Consider the following 20,453-nt stretch of genomic DNA (forward strand, 5'->3'; position numbering starts at 1 on the left):
TACGGTTAGCTGTTCGGTACGAGTTCCCCTTGAGACCCGTGGGCACAGAGGTTCCGGGGACAGGCCCTCTGATATGGAGCGACGTGGGCATAGTCGTTGTCCGGCGACCCGAGCGCCGGCCGCCCCCGGCACCGCCGCGCGGTGAGATCCTGCTGGAGTCGCCGCCGGAGATCCCCGAGACCACCTCCGGTGGCTTCATGCAGGTCCTGACCTTCATGCCGATGGTGGCGGGCGGGGCCGCGATGGCCCTGATGTTCACCGCGGGCGGCTCGGGCAGCCCCATCATGTACGTCGCCAGCGGCATGTTCGCCCTGTCGATGGTCGGCATGAGCATGAGCCAGCTCGGCAGGGCCTCCGGAGAGCGCAAGCTGCGGCTCAACGGCCTGCGGCGCGACTACTTCCGCTACCTCTCCCAGACCAGGAAGAAGGTGCGCAAGGCGGCCCGCCAGCAGCGGGAGGCCCTGCACTGGAACGGCCCCGACCCCGACTCGCTGTGGTCGGTCGTCATGGGCCCGCGCCTGTGGGAGCGCCGGCCGCGCGACGGCGACTTCGCGACGGTCCGGGCCGGCACCGGCACCCAGCGCCTCGCCGTGCAGCTCATCCCGCCGGACTCCAAGCCCGTCGAGGACCTCGACGCCATGTCGGCGGGCGCGCTGCGCCGCTTCGTCCGCGCGCACTCGACCGTGGACGACCTGCCGATCGCCATGGCGCTGCACTCCTTCGCCCGCATCATCCCCACCGGCGAGACCGGGGCCGTCCACGACCTCGTGCGGGCCCTGGTCGGCCAGCTCGCGGTGTTCCACTCCCCGGAGGACATGCGGGTCGCCGTGTGCGCCAGCAAGGAGTGGATGGCCCAGTGGGAGTGGGTCAAGTGGCTGCCGCACGCGCTGCACCCCGAGGAGACCGACGCGGCGGGCCCGGTGCGCCTCATGGCCGACGACCTGCGCGACCTCGACCGCCTGCTCGGCGGCGAGCTGAAGGACCGCGGCCGGTTCCGGCCGGGCCCCAACGTCGACTCCCTGCCCTACCACGTGGTGATCGTCGACGGGGGGTACGTCCCGCAGGACTCGCAGCTCGGCGCGGACGCCATCCAGGGGGTCACCGTCATCGACCTCAGCGGCTCGACCTCGGCCACCGAGGAGGGCATCACGCTGCGCCTGGAGGTGCTGGGGGACCGGTTCAACCGGATCCAGCTCGACCACGCGGGCAAGGAGATCGTCACCGGGCTCGGCCGGCCGGACCGGCTGAGCTTCCTGCAGGCCGACGGCCTGGCCCGCCAGCTCGCGCCGCTGCGCGCCTCCACCGCCAAGAGCGGCGACAGCCAGGACGTGCTGGCCGCCAACATGACGCTCACCGACCTGCTCGGGGTGCCCGACCCCCGCAAGCTGGAGATCCCCGCCCTGTGGCGCCCCAGGGCGCCGCGTAACCGGCTGCGGGTGCCGATCGGCCTCGGGGCCGACGGGCGGATGGTGGAGCTGGACATCAAGGAGTCCGCCCAGGGCGGCATGGGGCCGCACGGCCTCATCATCGGCGCGACCGGCTCGGGCAAGAGCGAGCTGGTGCGCACCCTGGTGCTCGGCCTGGCCACCACCCACTCCTCGGAGATCCTCAACTTCGTGCTCGTCGACTTCAAGGGCGGCGCGACGTTCCTCGGCATGGAGTCGCTGCCGCACGTCTCCGCGGTGATCACCAACCTGGAGGACGAGCTCCCGCTGGTCGACCGTATGTACGACGCCCTGCACGGCGAGATGGTGCGCCGCCAGGAGCTGCTGCGCTCGGCGGGCAACTACGCCTCGCTGCGCGACTACGAACGGGCCAGGGAGCAGGGCGCCGACCTGCGGCCGATGCCCACGCTGTTCGTGGTGCTCGACGAGTTCAGCGAGCTGCTGTCGGCCAAGCCGGAGTTCATCGACCTGTTCGTGATGATCGGCCGGCTCGGCCGGTCGCTCGGCGTGCACCTGATGCTGGCGTCCCAGCGGCTGGAGGAGGGCAGGCTGCGCGGCCTGGACACGCACCTGTCGTACCGCATCGGCCTGCGGACGTTCTCGGCCATGGAGAGCAGGGTCGTCCTCGGCGTCGCCGACGCCTACGAGCTGCCCTCGGCGCCGGGCAACGGCTACCTGAAGTTCGACACCAGCGGGATGACCAGGTTCAAGGCCGCCTACGTGTCGGGCCCGTTCGCGCCCGAGGCGCGCCAGGAGCGGCGCGCCTCCGCCGACCAGCGCCAGGTCGTCCTGTACGGCCCGGCCTACGTCCCGCCGGCCGCCCCGGCGCAGCAGCCCGACCCCGAGCCGGCCGAGCCCACGGTGGTCGGCAGGGACAGCCTGCTGGACATCATGGTCCGCCAGTTCCAGGGGTACGGACCGCCCGCGCACCGCATCTGGCTGCCGCCGCTGGCCGAGCCGCTGACCCTCAGCCACCTGCTCCCGCCGCTGAGCATCACCCCCGAGCACGGCCTGACCACCGCGGGCTGGGGCGGGCGCGGGAAGCTGCGCGCCGTGCTCGGCATCGTGGACCGCCCCTTCGAGCAGCGGCGCGACCCGCTCGGCGTCGACCTGTCGGGCGCCGCGGGCCACCTGGCCATCGTCGGGTCGCCGCAGAGCGGCAAGAGCACCGTCCTGCGCACGCTGATCGCCGGGCTCGCGCTCACCCACACCCCGCGTGAGGCGCAGTTCTACTGCCTGGACTTCGGCGGCGGCACCCTGGCCTCGCTGGAGGGCCTGCCGCACGTCGGCGGCGTGGCCAACCGGCTGGACGGCGACCGCGTGCGCCGTACCGTCGCGGAGGTCACCTCCCTGCTGCAGCAGCGTGAGCGGGAGTTCTCCGAGCGCGGCATCGACTCGTTCGCGACCTACCGGCGCGAGGTCGCCGAGGGGAACATCACCGGCAACGACTTCGGCGACGTGTTCCTGGTCGTGGACGGCTGGCTCACGGTGCGGCAGGACTTCGACTCGCTGGAGCCCACCATCACCGACCTCGCCGCCCGGGGTCTCAGCTACGGCATCCACGTCGTCGCGGCGACCAACAAGTGGTCGGAGTTCCGGCCCGGCATCCGCGACCTGTTCGGCTCCCGGCTGGAGCTGCGCCTGGGCGACGCCTACGAGTCGGAGGTCAACCGCAAGACGGCGCTGGCGGTGCCCGAGGGCGTCCCCGGCCGGGGGCTGACCCGCGACGGGCTGCACTTCCTCAGCGCGCTGCCCCGCATCGACGGGGTACGGCAGGCCGACGACCTCACGGTGGGCGTGCGGGCCCTGGTCGACGGCGTCCGGGAGTCCTGGCAGGGGCGGCCCGCTCCGCGCGTGCGGCTGCTGCCCGCCGTCCTGCCGGTGGACTCCCTGCCAGGCCCCGAGGAGACCGGGCGGCGCATCCCCATCGGCATCGACGAGGCCACGCTGTCGCCGGTCTCGGCGGAGTTCGACGTCGACCCGCACCTGACGGTCATCGGCGACACCGAGAGCGGGAAGTCCAACCTGCTGCGGCTGGTCGCCGAGGCCGTCGTCGCGCGCAACACCACGGCCGAGGCGCGGCTCATCGTCATCGACTACCGCCGCTCGCTCCTGGACGCCGCCTACACCGAGCACCGCATCGGCTACGCGGCCTCCAGCACGGCGGCGGCGGAGATGGTCGCCGAGGCCCGTGAGGCGCTGGTCAAGCGGCTCCCGCCGGCCGACCTCACCCCCGACCAGCTGCGCGCGCGCAACTGGTGGAAGGGGGCCGACCTGTACTTCATCGTGGACGACTACGACCTGGTGGCCACCGGCAGCAACCCGCTGACCCCGCTGCTCGACCTGCTGCCCCAGGCCAGGGACATCGGCCTGCACCTGGTGCTGTCCCGCGCGATGGGCGGCGCGGGGCGGGCGATGTTCGACCCGGTCATGCAGCGGCTGAAGGACATGGCCAGCCCGGCGGTCATCCTGTCGGGCGACCGGGACGAGGGCGTGCTGTTCGGCGTGCGGCCGCACGCGCTGCCTCCGGGCCGGGCCAACTACGTGGACCGCAGGTACGGCGCCCGGCTGATCCAGACGGCGTTCCTGCCCCAGTCGGGGCCCGCGGAGGGCTGAGGACACACGATGTGATTTACCCCCCATGGTCATCAGTAGGTAGATATGATCGATTTCGGTAGATCTGGTCGACGGCACGCGGGTAGCCGGCCGGCGGCCGGAGGACGTCCGAGCGGATGGTTTCTCGGTGACGGCGGAGGGAGCCGGTCCCGGTGGCAGGTATCGATCTGAATCGCGAGGCGCTCGCCAAGCTTCGCGTCTCGGTGAACACGCAGGCGGGCAAGCTGGCCCTGATCGGTGACGGCTTCCCGTCCAAGGACGGGGCAGGGTCGTCGATGTTCGGGAAGCTGGCCGGCGCCGAGGCGCTGGCCGGCGCGGTCGGCCGGGTCGAGGGGCACGCCGACGGAGAGCTCGGCACGGTGAAGAGCCGTCTCGACGGGGTGGAACGCGCGCTCGACACCATCGAGAGCAACATCCAGAAGGCCGAGCACGGCACGACCTCGAATCTGCCCGCCGTATGACCGACATGGGGGCGGTGGGGGCCCTTCCCGGCGGCCAGGCCCTGGTCGACCTGGCGAACAAGGCCAACGGGGACCCGGCCGCGATCCGGGCCGTGGCGACGCGCTGGCGCGGCGCGGCGACGTTGACGACCGAGCCGTTCAAGCTGCTCGGCGGCGCGGTGGGCCAGGTCGACATCGCCTGGATGGGCGCCTCGGCCGACGCCTTCGTGGCGTACATGAAGCGGTACGGGCAGGCGGGCGAGGCCCTCAACGACGTGCTGGGCGACTGCGCGACCTCCCTGGACACCGTCGCGGGCGCGGTCGAGTCGGCCAAGAAGAACGTCGACAGCGTGTGCGGCGACCTGCTCGGCTGGGTCGCGGAGTACCGCCGCAGGAACCCGCACGCCACCGAGGACCAGCTCAAGCCGGGGATCACCGAACAGGTCTCCAGCGCGGTCTCGCTCGCGCAGGGGCACGTCGGCGCGGCGGAGACGGCGGTGTCCACCGCCCAGCGCGAGATCGACAAGTACCTCGGCGACGCCTCGCCGGACTTCGCCGACATCCCGGCCGCCGGTGACCAGTCGTTCGTCCCGGGTGCCGGCCACACCACCGAGTGGGTGCCGGTGCCGGAGGACCAGCTCCGCACCACCGACCTGGCCGGGAACACCGGCGACGGGAACGGCGCCGGCTCGTCCTCGAACGGCGGCGGCGGGCAGTCCGGCGGTGGCGGGCAGAGCGGCGGTGGCGGCGGTGGCGGCGGCCAGCCCGTCCCCTACACCGTGACCGGCAACGGGACCGGCGCGGACATCGTCGCGGCGGCCAGGTCCCACCTCGGCAAGCCCTACGTCTGGGGCGCCGACGGGCCCAACGCGTTCGACTGCAGCGGCCTGGTCCACGTCTCACTGAACGAGGCCGGGATCAAGATCGGCGACAGCACCGCCGCCGGGTACCAGCACAGCGGCCAGCCCGTCGTGGGCCCGCCGCAGCCCGGCGACATCATCTTCTTCGGCGACCCGGCGACGCACACCGCGATCTACATCGGCAACGGGCAGATGATCGCCGCGCCCCACTCGGGCACGGTCGTGCAGATCCAGAACGTGGCCGGTCACGCCCCCATCACCTACCGCCGCTTCACCTGACCCTCGCTGTGACGGCGGCACCCGCCGGCGGCCGTTTCGGCGCCGCCGGCCGGTGCGGTGCGCCCGCGCCCCGGCACCGAATCGTGATCAAGCTTTCCGCACGCCTTTCCGGGATGCACGGATAGATGTACGGCACAGAAACTTGATCTTAAATTCCTCGTAATCAGACGTTCCTAGTATCAGGCTGTCCGATTTGCGCCTTATGGCGGGGGGAGCCTGCGGTGGCCATTCCTGATGACCCGGGCGGTGGCGGGTCCACGGCGCCGACGACCGACGTCAGCTCGACGGACCTCGCCAAGGCCGGGGGCGCGTTCACCCAGGAGAGCGTGACCCTCGACAAGGCCGTGATGGACGCCGTGGCGGCCCTCGCCGCCCTGGGGGAGTTCTGGGGCGGGGACGAGAACGGCCAGAAGTTCTACCACGGCGTCGGCGGCGGCAAGGGGTTCCTGAGCGCGCTGACCGACGCCGTGACGCACATCGGGCACATCGAGGACGGGTACTCCCTGATCGGGGCCAAGCTCGCCACGAGCGGGGGGAACCTCGACACCGCCCAGTGGAACACGGTCGCCGACCTGGCGACGGTGGTCGCCCAGGATGAGCTGTACACGCCGACCACCAAGGCCAAGGTCGCGTGACCCCCCCGCTCGCGGGCTTCACCAAACTCGTCAAGGCCCATCCGGTGGGCACCACCATGGGCGTGGGCATGGTGACGCACGCCGCCTTCGCCAGCGCCATCCTCATGGTGGACTGGCCCGAGGGCGACCCGGACAAGCTCCGGCAGGCCGCCACGATCATGAACGACCTGGCCGGGAAGATCGACTCGGGCCTGGTGGCCGCCAACGACGCCGCCGTGCAGGTGTGGCTGAAGAACTCAGGGCTGGGCATCGACGCGTTCAAGAAGATGTGGGCGGGCGGGGGCGGCACCTACGGCCCGTTCGTCACCACCCCGCCCGAGGGCTTCTCCGGATACCCGCCGGACGTGGCCGGCCTGTGCCGCCGCATCGCCAAGGCCTGCGAGGGCTACGCCGAGTGCGTCGAGACGACCAGGAAGATCCTGATCGTGCTGGCGATCCAGTCGTACACCAACATGCTGTTCACCTCGATGTGGGGCTGGAGCAGCGCCGGGCTGTCCACGATGGTGCAGAAGAAGATCATCGAGAAGTACTTCCAGCGGCTCGCGCAGAGCCGGCTCAAGCTGCTCGGCCTCAGCGTCGAGAAGCTCGTGCACTCGTTCTTCTACTACTCGATCGAGAGCGCCGCCTACGCGGGCGGCCAGCAGGCGATCAGGCTCGGCGTGTACGGGGCGTCGGGCGTGCGGACCGACGACAAGGGCAGGGACGTCTTCTCCTTCGGCACCAACGGGACCCAGTTCCTCCAGGGCGCCGCCGCCAACGCCGCGTACAACACGGTCTGGGACGCCATCCCGGTCACCAGGTTCACCCCCAAGGGCACCCGCTGGGGCGACTTCGTCCGCCGCCTGTCCGGTTCGGCGACCTACTCCGTCACCGACAACTTCCTGCAGAACCCGGACGGGCAGCCGTTCCCCACCGACTGGCAGACCTGGACGAGCAAGATCCTCACGCACGGCGTGCGCTCGATCAGGCCGTCCTAGCGGTCGCCGGCGGTCAGGACCTTCTGCCGGTGTGGGTGACGATGAAGTCGTCCAGGGTCTCCTGGAAGAAGGCGATGTCGGTCTCCAGCGCCTCCCGGGTGAACAGCTCAGGCTCATCGCGGTGGGCCGCCGAGCCCATCTCCGACCAGAACGCCGACGCGGGCACCGCGTCCGCGCCGTCGGGGAGGAACTTGGCCACCTCGATGGCCGCGTCGCGGGCCGACTCCCAGCCGGTCACCACGCTCTGGAAGTGCCGGGGGTCGCCGGGGTCCTCGGCGAACTCCAGGTCGTTGCGCATGGTGCGGCGGGCGTACCCGGCGCTGACCACCCTCCACTGCCCGGCGTCGATCAGCTCCGACGGGCCGTCGCCGAACCGCAGCCCCTCCTGCCTGGCCTGGTACTCGGTCTGGTACGGCACCAGGACGACGACCTCCAGGGCCGGTTCGAGGTCGCGCCCGTCGAAGCGCAGCGTCCAGGCCTCGCGGCCCTCGGTGATCGTGGTGGCGGCCTGGTGGTCGCGGACCGGACCGGCCTCCTCCGACTCCTCGTCGCGGTCGTCGGCGGCGAGCGCCGCGAGGTCGATGTACAGGTAGGCCTCAACGAGGGTCCTCGCGACAAGCGGTGACATCGCGTCCTCTCCCTTCCCCCGGCCGTGCCCGTGGCGACTTCGACCCTAGCGGCAGCTCGCGAGGGCTACCGCTTCTCCGCGAGCCTGAGGTAGGTGTCGCGGACGATCAGCAGCCGCTCGACCTGGAACCGGCCCGGCTCGGTGTCGCGCGTCAGCCTCCCCCGGTCGGTCCAGAACGCCGTGCCCGGCACCGTGTCCGCGCCGGGCGGGATGAACTTGACGACCTCCTCCACGGCCGCGACCGCGATGGCCAGCGCCTGCCGGGCCGCGTCGGGGTCGCCGGCGGGGACGTTGCCGGCGGTCAGGTCGGCCACCCACAGCCACTCCCCGGCGTCCAGCAACTGCGACGGCTCAGGTCCGCCGAACGTGGGGAAGCGGGCGGAGACCACCTCGCGCTCGGGCAGCCCGAACAGGTGGACCCGCCGCGTCCCGCAGCCCGCGCACGTGCCCGAGTACCGGGCGGCCAGGGCGCCCTCCGCGTCGACCAGCCCGTTCTCCCAGGTCGTGTCGACCGAACCGCACTCCTCACACGGGTGCAGGTCCAGGTAGAGGTGCGCCTCGTCCCTGGTCCGCGCCACCGGAAACCTCATGTCCGTCCTTTCGCGCCAGATTTCCTGGCCGGGGCGGTCAGGACCTGGCCGGGGTGGATCACACTCGGGTCACTGCCGATCACGGCCCGGTTTGCTTTGTACCAGTCGTCGACGGCCCGCTCGAGCTCCTCCTGGCTGGCGTCGGGGCCCAGCCACTCCCTGGCGATGTCGTACAGCGTCTGGTTGCGCTTGACCTTCACCTTGATCGGGTCCGGCTCGTCCACCGGCTTCGGCGTGCTCGGCGTCCCGCCGGGACCGGGAGGCTCGCCGGGTCCCGGCGTCGGCGCGCCCGGCCCGGACGAGCTGCCCACCGGCCCGGGAGCGGAGGGGGAAGGCGAGCTCGGCGCCGGCACGGGGGCACGCCTGGCGTCCGGCTCCTCCTCGGGCGGGATCCAGCCGGTCGTGTTGGCCAGCCGCCGCATCCGGGCCCAGAACTCGTCCTTGGTCTCGGCCCTCGGCCCCGCCTGGGGCGGCACGGAGCCCGTCGCGGCCGGTGAGCCGGGCGACACCGGGCCGTTGAGCAGGCTCGCGAAGTCCGCGGCGGGCGCCTGCTGGAGCGCGGCCGACCAGGGCGGGACCGGCACGGGCAGGCCGCGCGCCTCGAAGAACCGCTTCAGCCCGTTGATCTGGGACTCCAGATCCGCCCGCCGGTCGGCCGGCGCCTCCGCCCACTTGCGGGACAGGTAGCGGTGCTCGTCACGGCGCGTGTCGACACACAGGTCGTCGGTCTGGACGGGCGTGGCCGCCGGGTTCGCCGCCGCGGCCGCCACCGCCGTGGCCGCCGCGAGGGACGGCCGGACGATGCCCTGCGGAGACCCGCTGGCGGTCGCGGCGAGCTCCCGCAGGGAGTGCCCGACCTCGTGGATCATGGTCCGGGTCACCAGGTGTGCGGGGGTCTCCGGGTCCAGCTTCATGATGTGCGGGTCGGCGGCGGTGCCGGTGTGCAGCTCGGTCCTGGCCATCTGGTCGTCGGGCACCGCCTCCACGACGGGACGGAAGTGCTGCTTGCCGAGGGCCCCGGTGTCCACCGAGAGATCCGGCGAGCCCTCCGGCCACGTGGAGGCGAGGAAGCCCTCGCTGATGTCGGACGCCTGGACGTCGGTCCACGCGTCCCGCATCTCCGCGTCGTCCAGCAGCGCCGCCCCCGCCGGCCGGCCCTTGACGAACCCCGACCCCGGCTCCACCGGGGCCGAGACGCCGAAGCCGCCCATCGTCGAGCCGCCGCTCCGGTCCGGGCCCGGCCCCCACAGCTTGGTCGGGAACACCGGCGTGTACGGCTCGGGGACCGAGATCCCGCGGTCGCTCAGCGCCTGCCTGACCTGCTCGGTGAAGGTGCCCTGCCCGCCGCCCCGGTTGAACAGCGAGCGCAGGTCGAGATCGTTCTCCACCGCCGTCCCCCACACCTCCGGCGGCAACGAGGCGAACGCGGTCGTGAAGCCGCCGTCCGGCACCACGCTGGACAGCGCGCCGTGCGGGGTCGCCACATAGGAGCGCACCTCACCGCCGGGTTCGCGCACGTCGATGCGCACCTCCGACCCGGTCTCGCGTGCCAGCAGCCGCGCCCACACCAGCGAGAGCGGAAGCTGGGCGGCGTCGGCGTCGACGGCCAGCGACACCGGGCCACGGGAGCCGCCCATGCGGGCGGCCAGCAGGTCGGCCACGTCCGCGTACAGGTCCTCGTGGGTACGGGGCCGGGCCATCGCCGCCGAGATCAGCTCGTCCAGCTCCTGCGGCGCGGCGGCCGGCACGGCCGCCGGGGCGGTGCGCCTCCGGTCCGCGCCGGAGTCCAGGTCGTCGAAGTTCCAGCCCTCGGCCGGCGCGGGATCGGCCTCCAGCCCGCGCATCATGGCCTGGTGGTCGTGCTCGAACATCAGCAGCTGCGCGCGGCCGACCACCGGGCGCGGCAGCTCGATCCTGGTGCCGGGACGATCGCTGCCGTCGCGGCGCACGGTGTGCCGTTCGACGACGATGTCGTAGTCCACCCGGAACTCCGCCGACACCACCCAGCCCTTCTCGAACAAGCTGGTCTCGTTGCGGTTCCCGCCGCCGGAGGAGAACCGCTGGCCCGCCTGCTCGCCGAAGGAGATCCCCTCCTCGGTCCCGGTGACGCCCTGCCCGAAGCCGAAGCCGAACGAGAAGGGGAGCAGGCGGTTGCGGTCCACCGCCGATCCGTAGACGCGCTGCATACGGTCGACCCGGCCCAGCTCGATGTCCGCGCGCCGCCCGACCTCAAGGCGGGGCTGGCTCGGCCTGGCGCGCAGGTACACGTCCACCACCTCGTTGAGCCGCCCGGGGACGGGCAGCCGCAGCATCCGGTGCCCCTCAGGGTCGGTCATCCAGCGGAAGTTCGCGGTCATCGCCATGGGCCCCAGCCCGTGGTTGACGTGCGTCGAGTGCTCCAGCAGCCCGGCCTCGCCGAGCATGTCGTCCTGGGCCAGCCGGGCGCGCACGGCGTCGATGACGTCGTCGGTGCCCGCCGTCTCGGTGTAGTAGGTGTCCGGCAGCGTCACCGCGCGAGGGTCGGGAAGCTGGTACGGCGCCTCCTCGGCCTTGTCCGCCGAGATGGTCAGGCCGTCCGGCACGACCCGGACGGCGCGGCCCTTCAGCACGATGGGGGGGAGCTTCTCGGGCGGCGCCGGCGCGGTCGGCGCGTTGTGCCCGATCCCGGTCGCGTAGCGGTCGGCGGCCTTGACGCCCTTGACCGCACCCCGCCACGCGGCGCGGACGGCCTTGCGCAGTGGCCGGGTGATCCGGTTGCCCGGCTGGTTGGGCGGCAGCGGCGATCGCTCGACCTGGATGGTGAGCGTCACACCGTGGCTGACACGGTCCGCGCCGTCGGAGGAGAGCACCCGTTCCAGCAGGGTGCGCTGGCTGCCGCGCGAGTTCTGCCGGTTGTGGCCCCTCTCGGAGTTCACGCCGCCGTTCCCGCCCAGGCCCGACCCGGATCCGCTCGCGCCGGCGCCCGCGCCCGCGCCCCACCCCTTGGAGGCGGATCGGCTCTCCTCCGAGTAGGCGTACCCCTGGCTGATGTCGACCTTCTCGTCGTGCTTGCCCTCCAGCTCCGGCAGCTCCTGGCCCATGTCGAGGTTCGCCGTGAGCCGGAACAGCTCGGTGTGGTGCGAGCTCAGACGTACCGGGATCTCCCACTCGAACCCGTGGCGGCCCAGCATGTTGTCCGCCTTGCCCCACCAGTTCTCGCCGGCCGTGTCGCCGAACAGGGCGCGCCACAGCGTCGGATCCGACACGACGGCGCCCGGGGCCGACCTCTGGATGCCGGCGATCATCGAGTCGAACAGCTCGACGGGGTCGCCGTTCTCGTCGACCAGGTCGATCGACTCGAACGTCGTCAGGCCCATCGCCCGCCGGAAGCTCTTCGGCATGGCCATCTGCGGCTTCGGCCGGTCGCGCCGGGGGTCGAGCAGGTCGTCCAGGGAGGACGCCTTCCCGTTGTCCGCCAGGCTCAGGCGCTTGACGAACTGCGTGAACACCGTGTCGGAGGTGTGCTTGGCGACCAGCTTGCCGACCGGGGTGCCGGCCTTGAGCGCGGCGGCCCGCTCCGAGCGGTAGCGGCGCATGATCCGCACGGCCGTGGCGCGGTCGAGCCGCATGTTGCCGTGCAGATAGCGCTCCATCGCGTCCGCGACCAGGTCCAGGGGGATCGGGATCTCGTCGTGGCTGTACAGGAGCAGGGCGTCGTGCTCGGGGATCGTGTAGATGATCGGGCGGTCGAGCAGGACCTCGGTCTTGGACTCGTCGCTCCCCGCCTCCCGCCCGACGACCTTGATCTTCGCGAGCGTCCGGTAGGTGTACTGCTTGCCGGTCTCGACGGTGAGCTGCTCGCGGCCCGAGATGGACATCTGGGTGGCCGACTTGGAGCCGCCGACCGACGCGGACCCGTTGGCCCCGAAGCCCCCCGAGGGGTTGCCGTTCTGCCGGTATCCCAGGCCGACGCTGCCGTTCACCCCGTGGCCGTGGTGGACGCCGATCGTCGTCGCGCTGCTGCCCAGGGCCAGCGTGATCTCGCCGGTCACCAGGTCGTTGATCCCGACGAGCTCGGACTCGCCCAGCTCGGCGCTGATGGCCACCGACGCCTGGGTCGGCGACATGCCCTGCGGCCGGATCGCGAGGTTCGTACTGAACTCGGTGAAGAGCCAGCCGACATTGGAGATCAGGCTGCGGACGTTGGAGAAGGCGGCGAGATGGTGGAACGCCTCGGAGTCGCTCAGCGCCCCCGTCGGCAGCACCTTCCTGATGGCGTCCATCATGGCGCCCGCGTCCATGTGGAGCAGCGTCGAGCGGCGGATCATCGTCAGCGGCGTTGGGTGCGGCGCCTGCGTGAGGTGCCGGCCGTCCTTCTCGGGCAGCAGGTCGCGGGGCACCAGCATCCGCGCGTCCACGACCTTCGCCACCGTCTCCGGGGCCAGCAGCGACGTGGGCACGCCGTTCTCGTCGATCAGGTCGACCCGCATCACGTAGCCGCGGTTGAAGACCGCCGACTGCCCGGTGCTCTCCACGAGCGTCACCGCGTTCAGGGTGTTGCCCATGGCCCACGCGGCGAGCCTGCCCATGCTCCACTGGTAGCCGCCGTCCAGGCCGGTGAACCGGAGGAAGGCGTCGAAGACCTTGCGGCCGACCCCGGCGCCGAAGCCCAGCGTGAAGTTCTTCGACCGGCTCCTCGACCGCGCCTGGGTGCTGGAGCCGATGTTCAGGTGGACCTGCGGCTCGACGGAGGTCATCCCGGCGTACACCGGCTCGCCGGCCGGGTCGAGCGACACGCTGACCGTCACGTGCTCCACGCTGTGAAAGCGGCTCATCTTCAGCAGGTCGAGGTGGATGCGGTCCTGGGAGGCCTGGTCGATGCGGGTGTTCAGCGCGTTGGCGGACAGTTGCTCGGAGACCTCCCGCATGTTGGCGAGCTGGGCGTCCCGCACCAGGGGGTCGTCGTCCATCACCGGCATCCCGTCGCGGTCCAGCGCGGGCAGCAGGCCCATGCCCCGCAGGGACGCCTCCACCTCCAGCCGCCGCTCGAGGACCTCGCGCGGGTCCAGGTCGACCATCGTCGGCCCCGCCCCGCGCGCCTGTTTCGGACCGTCGCCCAGCCACTCGGGGATCTTCGGCTTGCGGCCGGGCGGCGGACCGGGGGTGGGGTCGCCGCGCAGCCGCGTCGAGCCGTCCGGGTTGGTGAGCGCCTGGCGTCCCGGGCCCCGCTCGACGGCGTTGGCGTCGACCTCCCAGCCGTACCGTGCCGCGTCCATCTCCGGGGTCTGGATCAGGCCGTCGACGCGGCCGGAGACCGGCGTGCTGGACTCGGAGGCGCCGAACGGCTTGAAGGTGACCGTGACCTCGGTGACGACCGCGTGCAGGTTGGTGTGCCCCATCCAGCGCCGCACCAGCGGGAAGATCGCCACGCCGCCCGCGCTCTGCCCGTCCGCCCGTGACCACGACTTCTGGATGAGGCCGAGCACGTGGGCCTTCAGCGCGGCGAGCCCCCGGGCGGCGGGGGAGTCGGGGGAGCCGTCGTGGACGCCCGCCGTGAGGCTGATCCCCGAGGAGCTGGAGTCCGACGCCGAGCCGTTGGCGCCGGAGAAGCTGACGCCCAGCCACTCCTGGTGCTGCTTCCTGGTCGGCCGCGCCGCCAGCTTCGCCGTCACCACCTTGGCCTGGACACGGAGGAAGCCCACCGGGCGCCCGCCATCGTTGATCACCCGCTGGTACCCGTCGGGGTTGTCGGCCGCCTCCTTGAGGTGCCCGGGAAGCTCCTCGGTGATCACGTTGTGGATCTCGGCGCGGGCCAGGTCGCTCACCGACCTGTGGCTCCTGGCCACGGAGTCCACGGTCCGGTCCGCCAGCGCGGTGGCCCCGTTGACGGTCAGCATCACGTTCCTCGGGAACGCCGTCCGCTGGACCTCCGCGTCGGGAAGCGTGACGGTGTGCTTGTGCGGCCGCTCGGTGTGGGCGTGCGAGAGCCACAGGTCCAGGTCCGGCTTGTCGCCGGCCATGCCCTCCGAGACGTGGACCGCCGGGGTCCGGGTGGGGGCGCCGCGCCTGCCCGGGTACAGCAGGTCCACCTCGTAGTCGACGGGCACCTTGTACAGGGTCGCGTCGCCCCGGTTGTCGGTGACCGAGCCCGGCAGGACGTACTCGGCGGAGTTGCCGCTCGTCTGGGTCAGGTGACCGGTGTTCGTCTTGACGTTGAGCACGAGGATCTTCACCAGCGCCTTGACGTGGTGCCAGAACCCGGGAGTGTCGGGGGCCAGGTTCGCGATGGTCGCCAGGTCCAGGCCGAACGAGCCGCCGAGGATGCGCGAGAGGGTGGCGCCCACCCAGCTTCCCCCCTGAGGGAGCCAGGCGGCCATCATCTCCGAGGCCTTGCGCTTCGCGTCCGGCACCTCGACGGGCTCGCCCATGGTGAGGCGGACGCGCAGCTCGCCCTCCTTGTGCGCTCCGACGCGCAGCACGGCGCCGTCGGTCGAGGCGAGCCTGCGGAACTCCGAGCGCAGCTCCCACAGCAGTTCCTGCGCGGTGTAGCGGTGGTCGATGCCCCGCTCGGCGAGCAGGTCGTTCACCACCCGCGTCAGCCGCAGCAGGTGCGGCAGCCGGCCCGCGGGGAGGCCGGTGCGCAGCAGTTGGGCCGGCGGCAGGGCGTTCTCGATCGCGCTGCGGTACTTGGCGAACGCGGCGTCGGCCTCGCGGGAGAGCCTGGCCACCTCCGCGGCCAGGTCCGCCGCCGGCGTCGGGTCCACCCCCGAGGCCAGCCGGTCGAGCGTCTCCGCCAGGGCGGTGTACACCTTGGCGACCCGGCCTGCCTGCTCGGCGGCCCTGGCGTACCCCTTGGCGATCCGGGCGTGGCGTGCGGCGGAATCCTGCGCGAGGTCCTGGTCGAACAGGGACCTGCGCACGCGCTCGACGGCGCCGGAGTCCTCTTCGGTGGAGGCGGTCTTCGCCTTGGCCTTCGCGTCGCGGGCCGCCGCGATGTTCTCCTCGAGCTTCTTGCGGTTCACCTCGGTACGCTGAACCAGACCCGCGTCCAGGTCCGTCAGCGCCCGCCCCATCCGCTGAACCCGCTCCGCCAGCTCACTCACCACCACCGGCACCACGGCGGCGGGGGCTCCCTGCGGTGCGGTGGCGGTCGAGGTCGTGCCCGCTGGTGTGGTGGTGGCCGTTCCCTGTGGGGCCGGGGTGGCGGGGGCGGGGGCCGTGTGGACCCGGTCGGTGGTCCAGGGGGCCACCGGCGGGGTCTGGTCGTGCGCCTGGAGGTCCCGGGCCAGGTCGGTGATCTGCCCTCGCAGGACGGTCCGCTCGTCGAGGGTGCCGTCGGTCCACAGCCGCGCCAGGTGCCGGTACTCGCCGAGCCGCGCCTCCACGTACGGGTCGGCCGTGCCCCTTCTGAACAGGCGCTCCGTGAGGAACCGCCGCACGACCCCCTGGTCCGGACGGGCGGCCGGGGCGGTGCTCAGGGCCGGGGCGACGACCGCCGGGCTCGGGGCCGGTGCCGGGTTCGCCAGCGCGGCCTCCAGGCCCTCGGCCCGTTCGCTGATCTCCTGCCGCTGGGCGTCCAGCACGTTGGTACGCAGCGCGTACATCCCCTGGGGCGGCTCGGTGCCGGTCATGCGGGCCTCGGTCGCCAGCGCGCGTGCCGCCTCGCTCAGGTGGGAGAGGTTCACGCGGTTCCACCGGTGCCCCACCACCTCCTGGGCGACGGTCACGGTGAGGGCCGCGAGGTCCGGGGAGACCTCGGTCAGCCGCGCGAGCGCGTCCAGCGCCCCTTCCATCGGCGGGCGATGACTCGCCCTCGCGTCGGCGGCGCCGAGCCAGGCCGCCGCCTCGGTGCGCAGGCGGTCCTCCGACGCGCCGTCGGCGGCCCGGACCGCCAGCCGCCGGCGGATCCGGGACAGGACGTCGGCGGGGATGTGGGTGACCCGCCCGTCCGGAGCGGTCAGCCGGACGGTGCCATCCTGAAGCGGCAACGCGCCAGGGGCGACCACCGGCAACGTCTCACTCAACACGGAGTCGGCGACCACCCGCGGCACGACCGGCGCGACGGCGGCGGTCCCCGTCCCGGCCGCGGGACCCGGCACCCCCGTCGCCGGGGTCCCACTCGCGACGGGCGTCCCGGACGCGGAAGCCGGCGCTCCGGACGGAGCGGCGGCCGTTCCAGTCGATGGGGCGGATGTGCCGGTCGCGGGAGCCGGTGCCCCGGTCGATGGGGCGGACGTGCCGGTCGCGGGGGCCGGTGAGCCGGACGCGGCGGGGGTCCCGGTCCCAGGGGCCGGTGTGCCGGTCGACGGGGTGGACGGTGCGGTCGCGGGGGCCGGTGAGCCGGTCGTGGTGGCGGGGGTGCCGGAGGCGGGGGTGGGCGTGCCGGTCCCCGGGGTGGGGGAGGCGGCGGGGACGACGGTCGGGACGGGCCCGGCGGGGGGCACGTTCTGGGGCGTCGTGTTCCCCGGGCCGGTGGTCCCGGTGGTGGCCCCGGGCCCGGTGGCCGTGCCGGCGGGCGGGGGCGGTTGCGCCGTGTTCGGGGCGGGCGTCGGTGTCGTGCCGCTTTGGGCCGGGGTTCCGGTGGGCGCGACGTTCGCGGGGGGACCTGCCGCGGGCTGGCCCGACGCGGTGGGCCCCGCGGCAGGTGCGCCGGTGCTCGGCCCCGCGGTCGGTACGGCGGCGTTCGGCCCTGTGGCCGGTGCGGCCGGGGGCGGTACGGCGGTGTTCGGCCCCGTGGCAGGCGCGGCGGGGTTCGGTCCCGGGGTGGGTACGGCGGTGTTCGGCCCCGTGGCAGGCGCGGCGGGGTTCGGTCCTGGGGTGGGTACGGCGGTGTTCGGTCCTGGGGTGGGTGTGACGGGGGTCTGTCCGGTGGCCTGGGCGGGCGGGGGTTGTGCGGCGGACGCGTTCGAGCCGGTGGGGGTGGCCCCGGGGTTGCCGGTCTGGGGGGCGGGCGCGCCTGCCAGGGGAGCGGGGGTCCCCTGCGGCGTGGGGGGCGCCCCTTGGGCGGTGCCGGTGGGCGTGTGTCCCGAGGGCGTTCCCTGCCCCGCCGAGGGCTGGCCGGGGTCGGGACCTCCAGCGGCCGTGGGCCCGGCAACCGTGGGCCCGGCGACCGCGCTCTGCGCGCCGGCCCCCGTTCCCGCCGTCGGGTTGGAGGCGGTTCCGGAGGCACCCGGGCCGCCGCCGGTTCCGGACGCGGGGTTGGAGCCGGTTCCGGTGGGGTTCGCCCCGGTGCCGGAGGTGGGGTTCGTGCCTGTGCCGGAGGTTGGGTTGGAGCCGGTGCCGGACCCGGCATTCGTCCCGGTTCCGGACGGGGGGTTCGCCCCGGTGCCGGAGGCGGGGTTCGTGCCTGTGCCGGAGGTCGGGTTGGAGCCGGTGCCGGACCCGGCATTCGTCCCGGTTCCGGATGGGGGGTTCGCTCCGGTGCCGGAGGCGGGGTTCGTGCCCGTGCCGGAGGTTGGGTTGGAGCCGGTGCCGGACGTGGCACTCGTCCCGGTTCCGGTTCCGGTTCCGGTGCCTGTGCCTGTGCCTGTGCCGGAGGTGGGGTTCGTGCCCGTTCCGGTGGCCGAGGTGGCGGGGTTGGTGCCGCCGGTGGGGCCGCCGGTGCCGGTGGCGGTGGGGTTGCCCGTCGCGGGGTTGCCCGTGGCGGCGGTGGGGACGACGACGGGGTTCGTGGCGGGGCCGGTGCCCGACGCGCCGGTGCCCGAGGCGGCGGGATTGCCCGATGCGGGGGGATTGCCGGAAGCGGGCGGGTTGCCGGTGGCGGGCGGGTTGCCGGAGGCAGGGGGGTTGCCGGAGGCGCTGGCGAGGTTCGCCGCGCGGGTGGCGTCCGAGGCCGCCGCGGTGTCCGTGGCCGAGGCCAGGGTCGAGATGGGGTGGGTGACCGCCATGAGCACGTCGGGGTTGAACGGGCTGATCGTGTTCGTCCGCCCGGCGCCGCCCATCGCGGCTCCGACCAGCGACTCCGCGTCCGGGAGCTGCCAGGTGCCGTACACCAGGCCGTTGGCCAGGATGCTGCCCCCGGGGGAGGCGACCACGTTGTTGAGCCCGGTCTGCACCGCCCGCCCGGGGAACCTGGCGAACGCGTTCCCGACGCCCGGCCCGGTGCCGCCCGCGTTGTTCAGCGCCCTGAGCAGGGGGATCCGGTTGCTGTAGCGGGACAGCGGCGCCGCCGCGCGCATGCCGATGACCGCGCCACCGCCCGCGCCGACCGCCGAGGCCGAGGTCTTCTTCCAGTCCCAGCCGCTGCGCGTCCCCTGCTTCATCTGGTCGCGCTGCGACCAGGCGTCGATGAAGACCTCTTCGCCGATCTCCTCGAAGATCTCCCGGCCCAGGTGGCTGGTGAGCAGGGTGCGTACGAGACCGCCGCCGCCGGCCCTGGCCGCGGTCGAGCCGGCCAGCCTGGTGACGGCGCCGGTGCTGAAGCCGCGCCCGGCCACGGCGGCGAGCCGGGCCAGGATGCGGCTGATGGCCGCGCGCGCGGAGGCGGCGATCGGCCCGACCATCGGCGCGCTCGCCCCGGCCGTGAAGAAGGCGCTGACCAGGGCGATGAACGCCGCGATGACCGCGACCCAGAAGGCCACGTTGATGGAGATCTTGGAGTACTGGGTCTCGCGGGCGAAGCCGTCGGCCTGGAGCGCTTTGGTGAGGTTGTCGATCCCGATCTTGGTGACCCCGGACTGCTCGGAGAACAGGACGTCGGCCTCCGAGAGGTACAGAGGCGTCGCGGGCACCTCCCACCCGGTCAGGATGGTCCGGCACGCGGTGACGCTCGGGTCCACCGAACCGCACAGGCCGGCGCCGAGCGCCTGGTGCTCCTTGGCCAGCGCCCACAGCAGGCGCTCGCTGGCCTCGGGCCAGCTCTGCCCGGAGACGATCAGCGAGACCAGCGTGGACGCCCACCCGGGAAGGCTCTCGCCCCACGCGGGCGTGACGTCGACGGACGCGCTGCCGCCCGCGTCTCCGAGGGTGGCCTGGCCACCGGGGGTGTTCGGATTGACGGCGGGGTTCGTGTTGGCGGACACGTCACCCCAATCTGGTCATCGGCCGTCCGGTCCGGCCGCCTCGCGTACGGGCGCCCGCGGCCGGTGCCGGGGGCGCGGGGAGCGGACCGGGGTCCGCTCCTGTGTCGATCAGATGCTTCTGATCGTCTCTGTGGTCTGGCTGTCGGTGTCGCGGGATCGGGTGACGGCCGTGCGCACCTTGGCGCCCAGGGCGGCGATGTCCTTCATGATCCGGTCGCCGTCCTGGTGCATGCGGTCCGGCCCGCCGTCCTTGGTGTAGGCCGTCTGGAAGTTGGTCCCGGCGGAGTCGTGCCCCCACGGCGCGGCGGCGGCGAGCCGCTGGATCCTGGCGATGCCGTCGGCCCAGACCTTGGACAGGTCGGCGGTGGCGGTGTCCCACTGGGCGAGCCCGAGGCCGGCGGCCTGCGCGTGGATGTCGACGTCCTGCGGCATGGCGGTCACTTCTCCCCGAGCATCTGCGCGGCCATCTGGTCGAGCACGCCCCCGAGGTCCCCATCGAGGTGCGCCTTCATCTGCTCGGCCGGGATCAGCGGCTCGAAGAGCTCGATGACCCTGTCCTGGGCCTTCTCGGCGGCCCGGTGGACGGTCTCGGTGATCGAGTCGGCCAGTTCGCGCGAGTCGGGGCGCCGGTAGACGCGGGGGTCGATGTCGAGCCGGATGAGGTCGCCGCGCGGTCCCACGGTCGCCGAGATGAGCCCGTCGCGCGACTTCTCCGTGATCTGGACGGCCCGTGCCTTCTCGTGCACGGCCGGCGCTTCTTCCTGCAGGCGCGCGAAGGTGGCACGCAGCTCCTCGGCATAGGCCTGCATATCCCCCCCGCTCGGTCCCTCGAACGGCTCCACATGACCCCCTCAAGCACCTGTCCGGCCGGTTCCATGTGCTTAACGGCACCGTAACCGTTGCCTAACCCCAGGGAAACAGTCGCTTTGAGCGGTCATTCTGGCATTTTGGAATGTCGTTCGGCAAGCATTGTGATCCCGTAG

The 20,453-nt window shown here is 73.0% G+C and carries 10 protein-coding genes; 5 read left to right on the forward strand and 5 right to left on the reverse strand.

Going from position 1 to position 20,453, the window contains the following annotated elements:
- Positions 1–83 precede the first annotated feature (83 nt).
- The 5 genes from eccCa to NYZ98_RS12025 all read left to right on the forward strand — a co-directional run bounded on the left by eccCa (position 84) and on the right by NYZ98_RS12025 (position 7,252).
- Entirely contained in the window at positions 84–4,061 is a 3,978-nt protein-coding gene (gene eccCa, locus NYZ98_RS12005) for a type VII secretion protein EccCa (RefSeq protein ID WP_262842712.1), read from the forward strand.
- Between the two features lie 152 nt (positions 4,062–4,213).
- Positions 4,214–4,522 carry a hypothetical protein gene (locus tag NYZ98_RS12010; RefSeq protein WP_262842713.1) on the forward strand — a complete coding sequence of 103 codons (309 nt, stop codon included), beginning with the start codon at positions 4,214–4,216 and terminating at the stop codon, positions 4,520–4,522.
- Positions 4,519–5,640 (forward strand): bifunctional WXG100 family type VII secretion target/C40 family peptidase, encoded by a 1,122-nt coding sequence (locus tag NYZ98_RS12015; RefSeq protein WP_262842714.1) that lies wholly within the window; start codon positions 4,519–4,521, stop codon positions 5,638–5,640. The genes NYZ98_RS12010 and NYZ98_RS12015 overlap by 4 nt, the downstream gene beginning before the upstream one ends.
- A 221-nt stretch (positions 5,641–5,861) precedes the next feature.
- Positions 5,862–6,275, forward strand: a complete 414-nt coding sequence (locus NYZ98_RS12020; RefSeq protein WP_262842715.1) for a hypothetical protein — start codon at positions 5,862–5,864, stop codon at positions 6,273–6,275.
- Entirely contained in the window at positions 6,272–7,252 is a 981-nt protein-coding gene (locus tag NYZ98_RS12025; RefSeq protein ID WP_262842716.1) for a WXG100-like domain-containing protein, read from the forward strand. The genes NYZ98_RS12020 and NYZ98_RS12025 overlap by 4 nt, the downstream gene beginning before the upstream one ends.
- A gap of 13 nt (positions 7,253–7,265) precedes the next feature.
- On the opposite strand, the gene NYZ98_RS12030 is transcribed toward NYZ98_RS12025, so the two are convergent.
- The 5 genes from NYZ98_RS12030 to NYZ98_RS12050 form a co-directional block, all read right to left on the reverse strand.
- Positions 7,266–7,880, reverse strand: a complete 615-nt coding sequence (locus NYZ98_RS12030; protein WP_262842717.1) for a hypothetical protein — start codon at positions 7,878–7,880, stop codon at positions 7,266–7,268.
- Between the two features lie 65 nt (positions 7,881–7,945).
- Positions 7,946–8,470 (reverse strand): hypothetical protein, encoded by a 525-nt coding sequence (locus tag NYZ98_RS12035; RefSeq protein ID WP_262842718.1) that lies wholly within the window; start codon positions 8,468–8,470, stop codon positions 7,946–7,948.
- Entirely contained in the window at positions 8,467–19,470 is an 11,004-nt protein-coding gene (locus NYZ98_RS12040; RefSeq protein ID WP_262842719.1) for a WXG100-like domain-containing protein, read from the reverse strand. Before NYZ98_RS12040 ends, NYZ98_RS12035 begins: the two co-directional genes overlap by 4 nt.
- Positions 19,471–19,578: 108 nt before the next feature.
- Complete coding sequence (locus NYZ98_RS12045) at positions 19,579–19,902, reverse strand: hypothetical protein (RefSeq protein ID WP_262842720.1); 324 nt, start codon at positions 19,900–19,902, stop codon at positions 19,579–19,581.
- A gap of 5 nt (positions 19,903–19,907) precedes the next feature.
- On the reverse strand, positions 19,908–20,279 hold the full coding sequence (locus NYZ98_RS12050; protein WP_262842721.1) for a YbaB/EbfC family nucleoid-associated protein: 372 nt from the start codon (positions 20,277–20,279) through the stop codon (positions 19,908–19,910).
- Positions 20,280–20,453: the final 174 nt, after the last annotated feature.

The organism is Sphaerisporangium corydalis (assembly GCF_025506355.1).
GTDB classification, from domain to species: domain Bacteria; phylum Actinomycetota; class Actinomycetes; order Streptosporangiales; family Streptosporangiaceae; genus Sphaerisporangium; species Sphaerisporangium corydalis.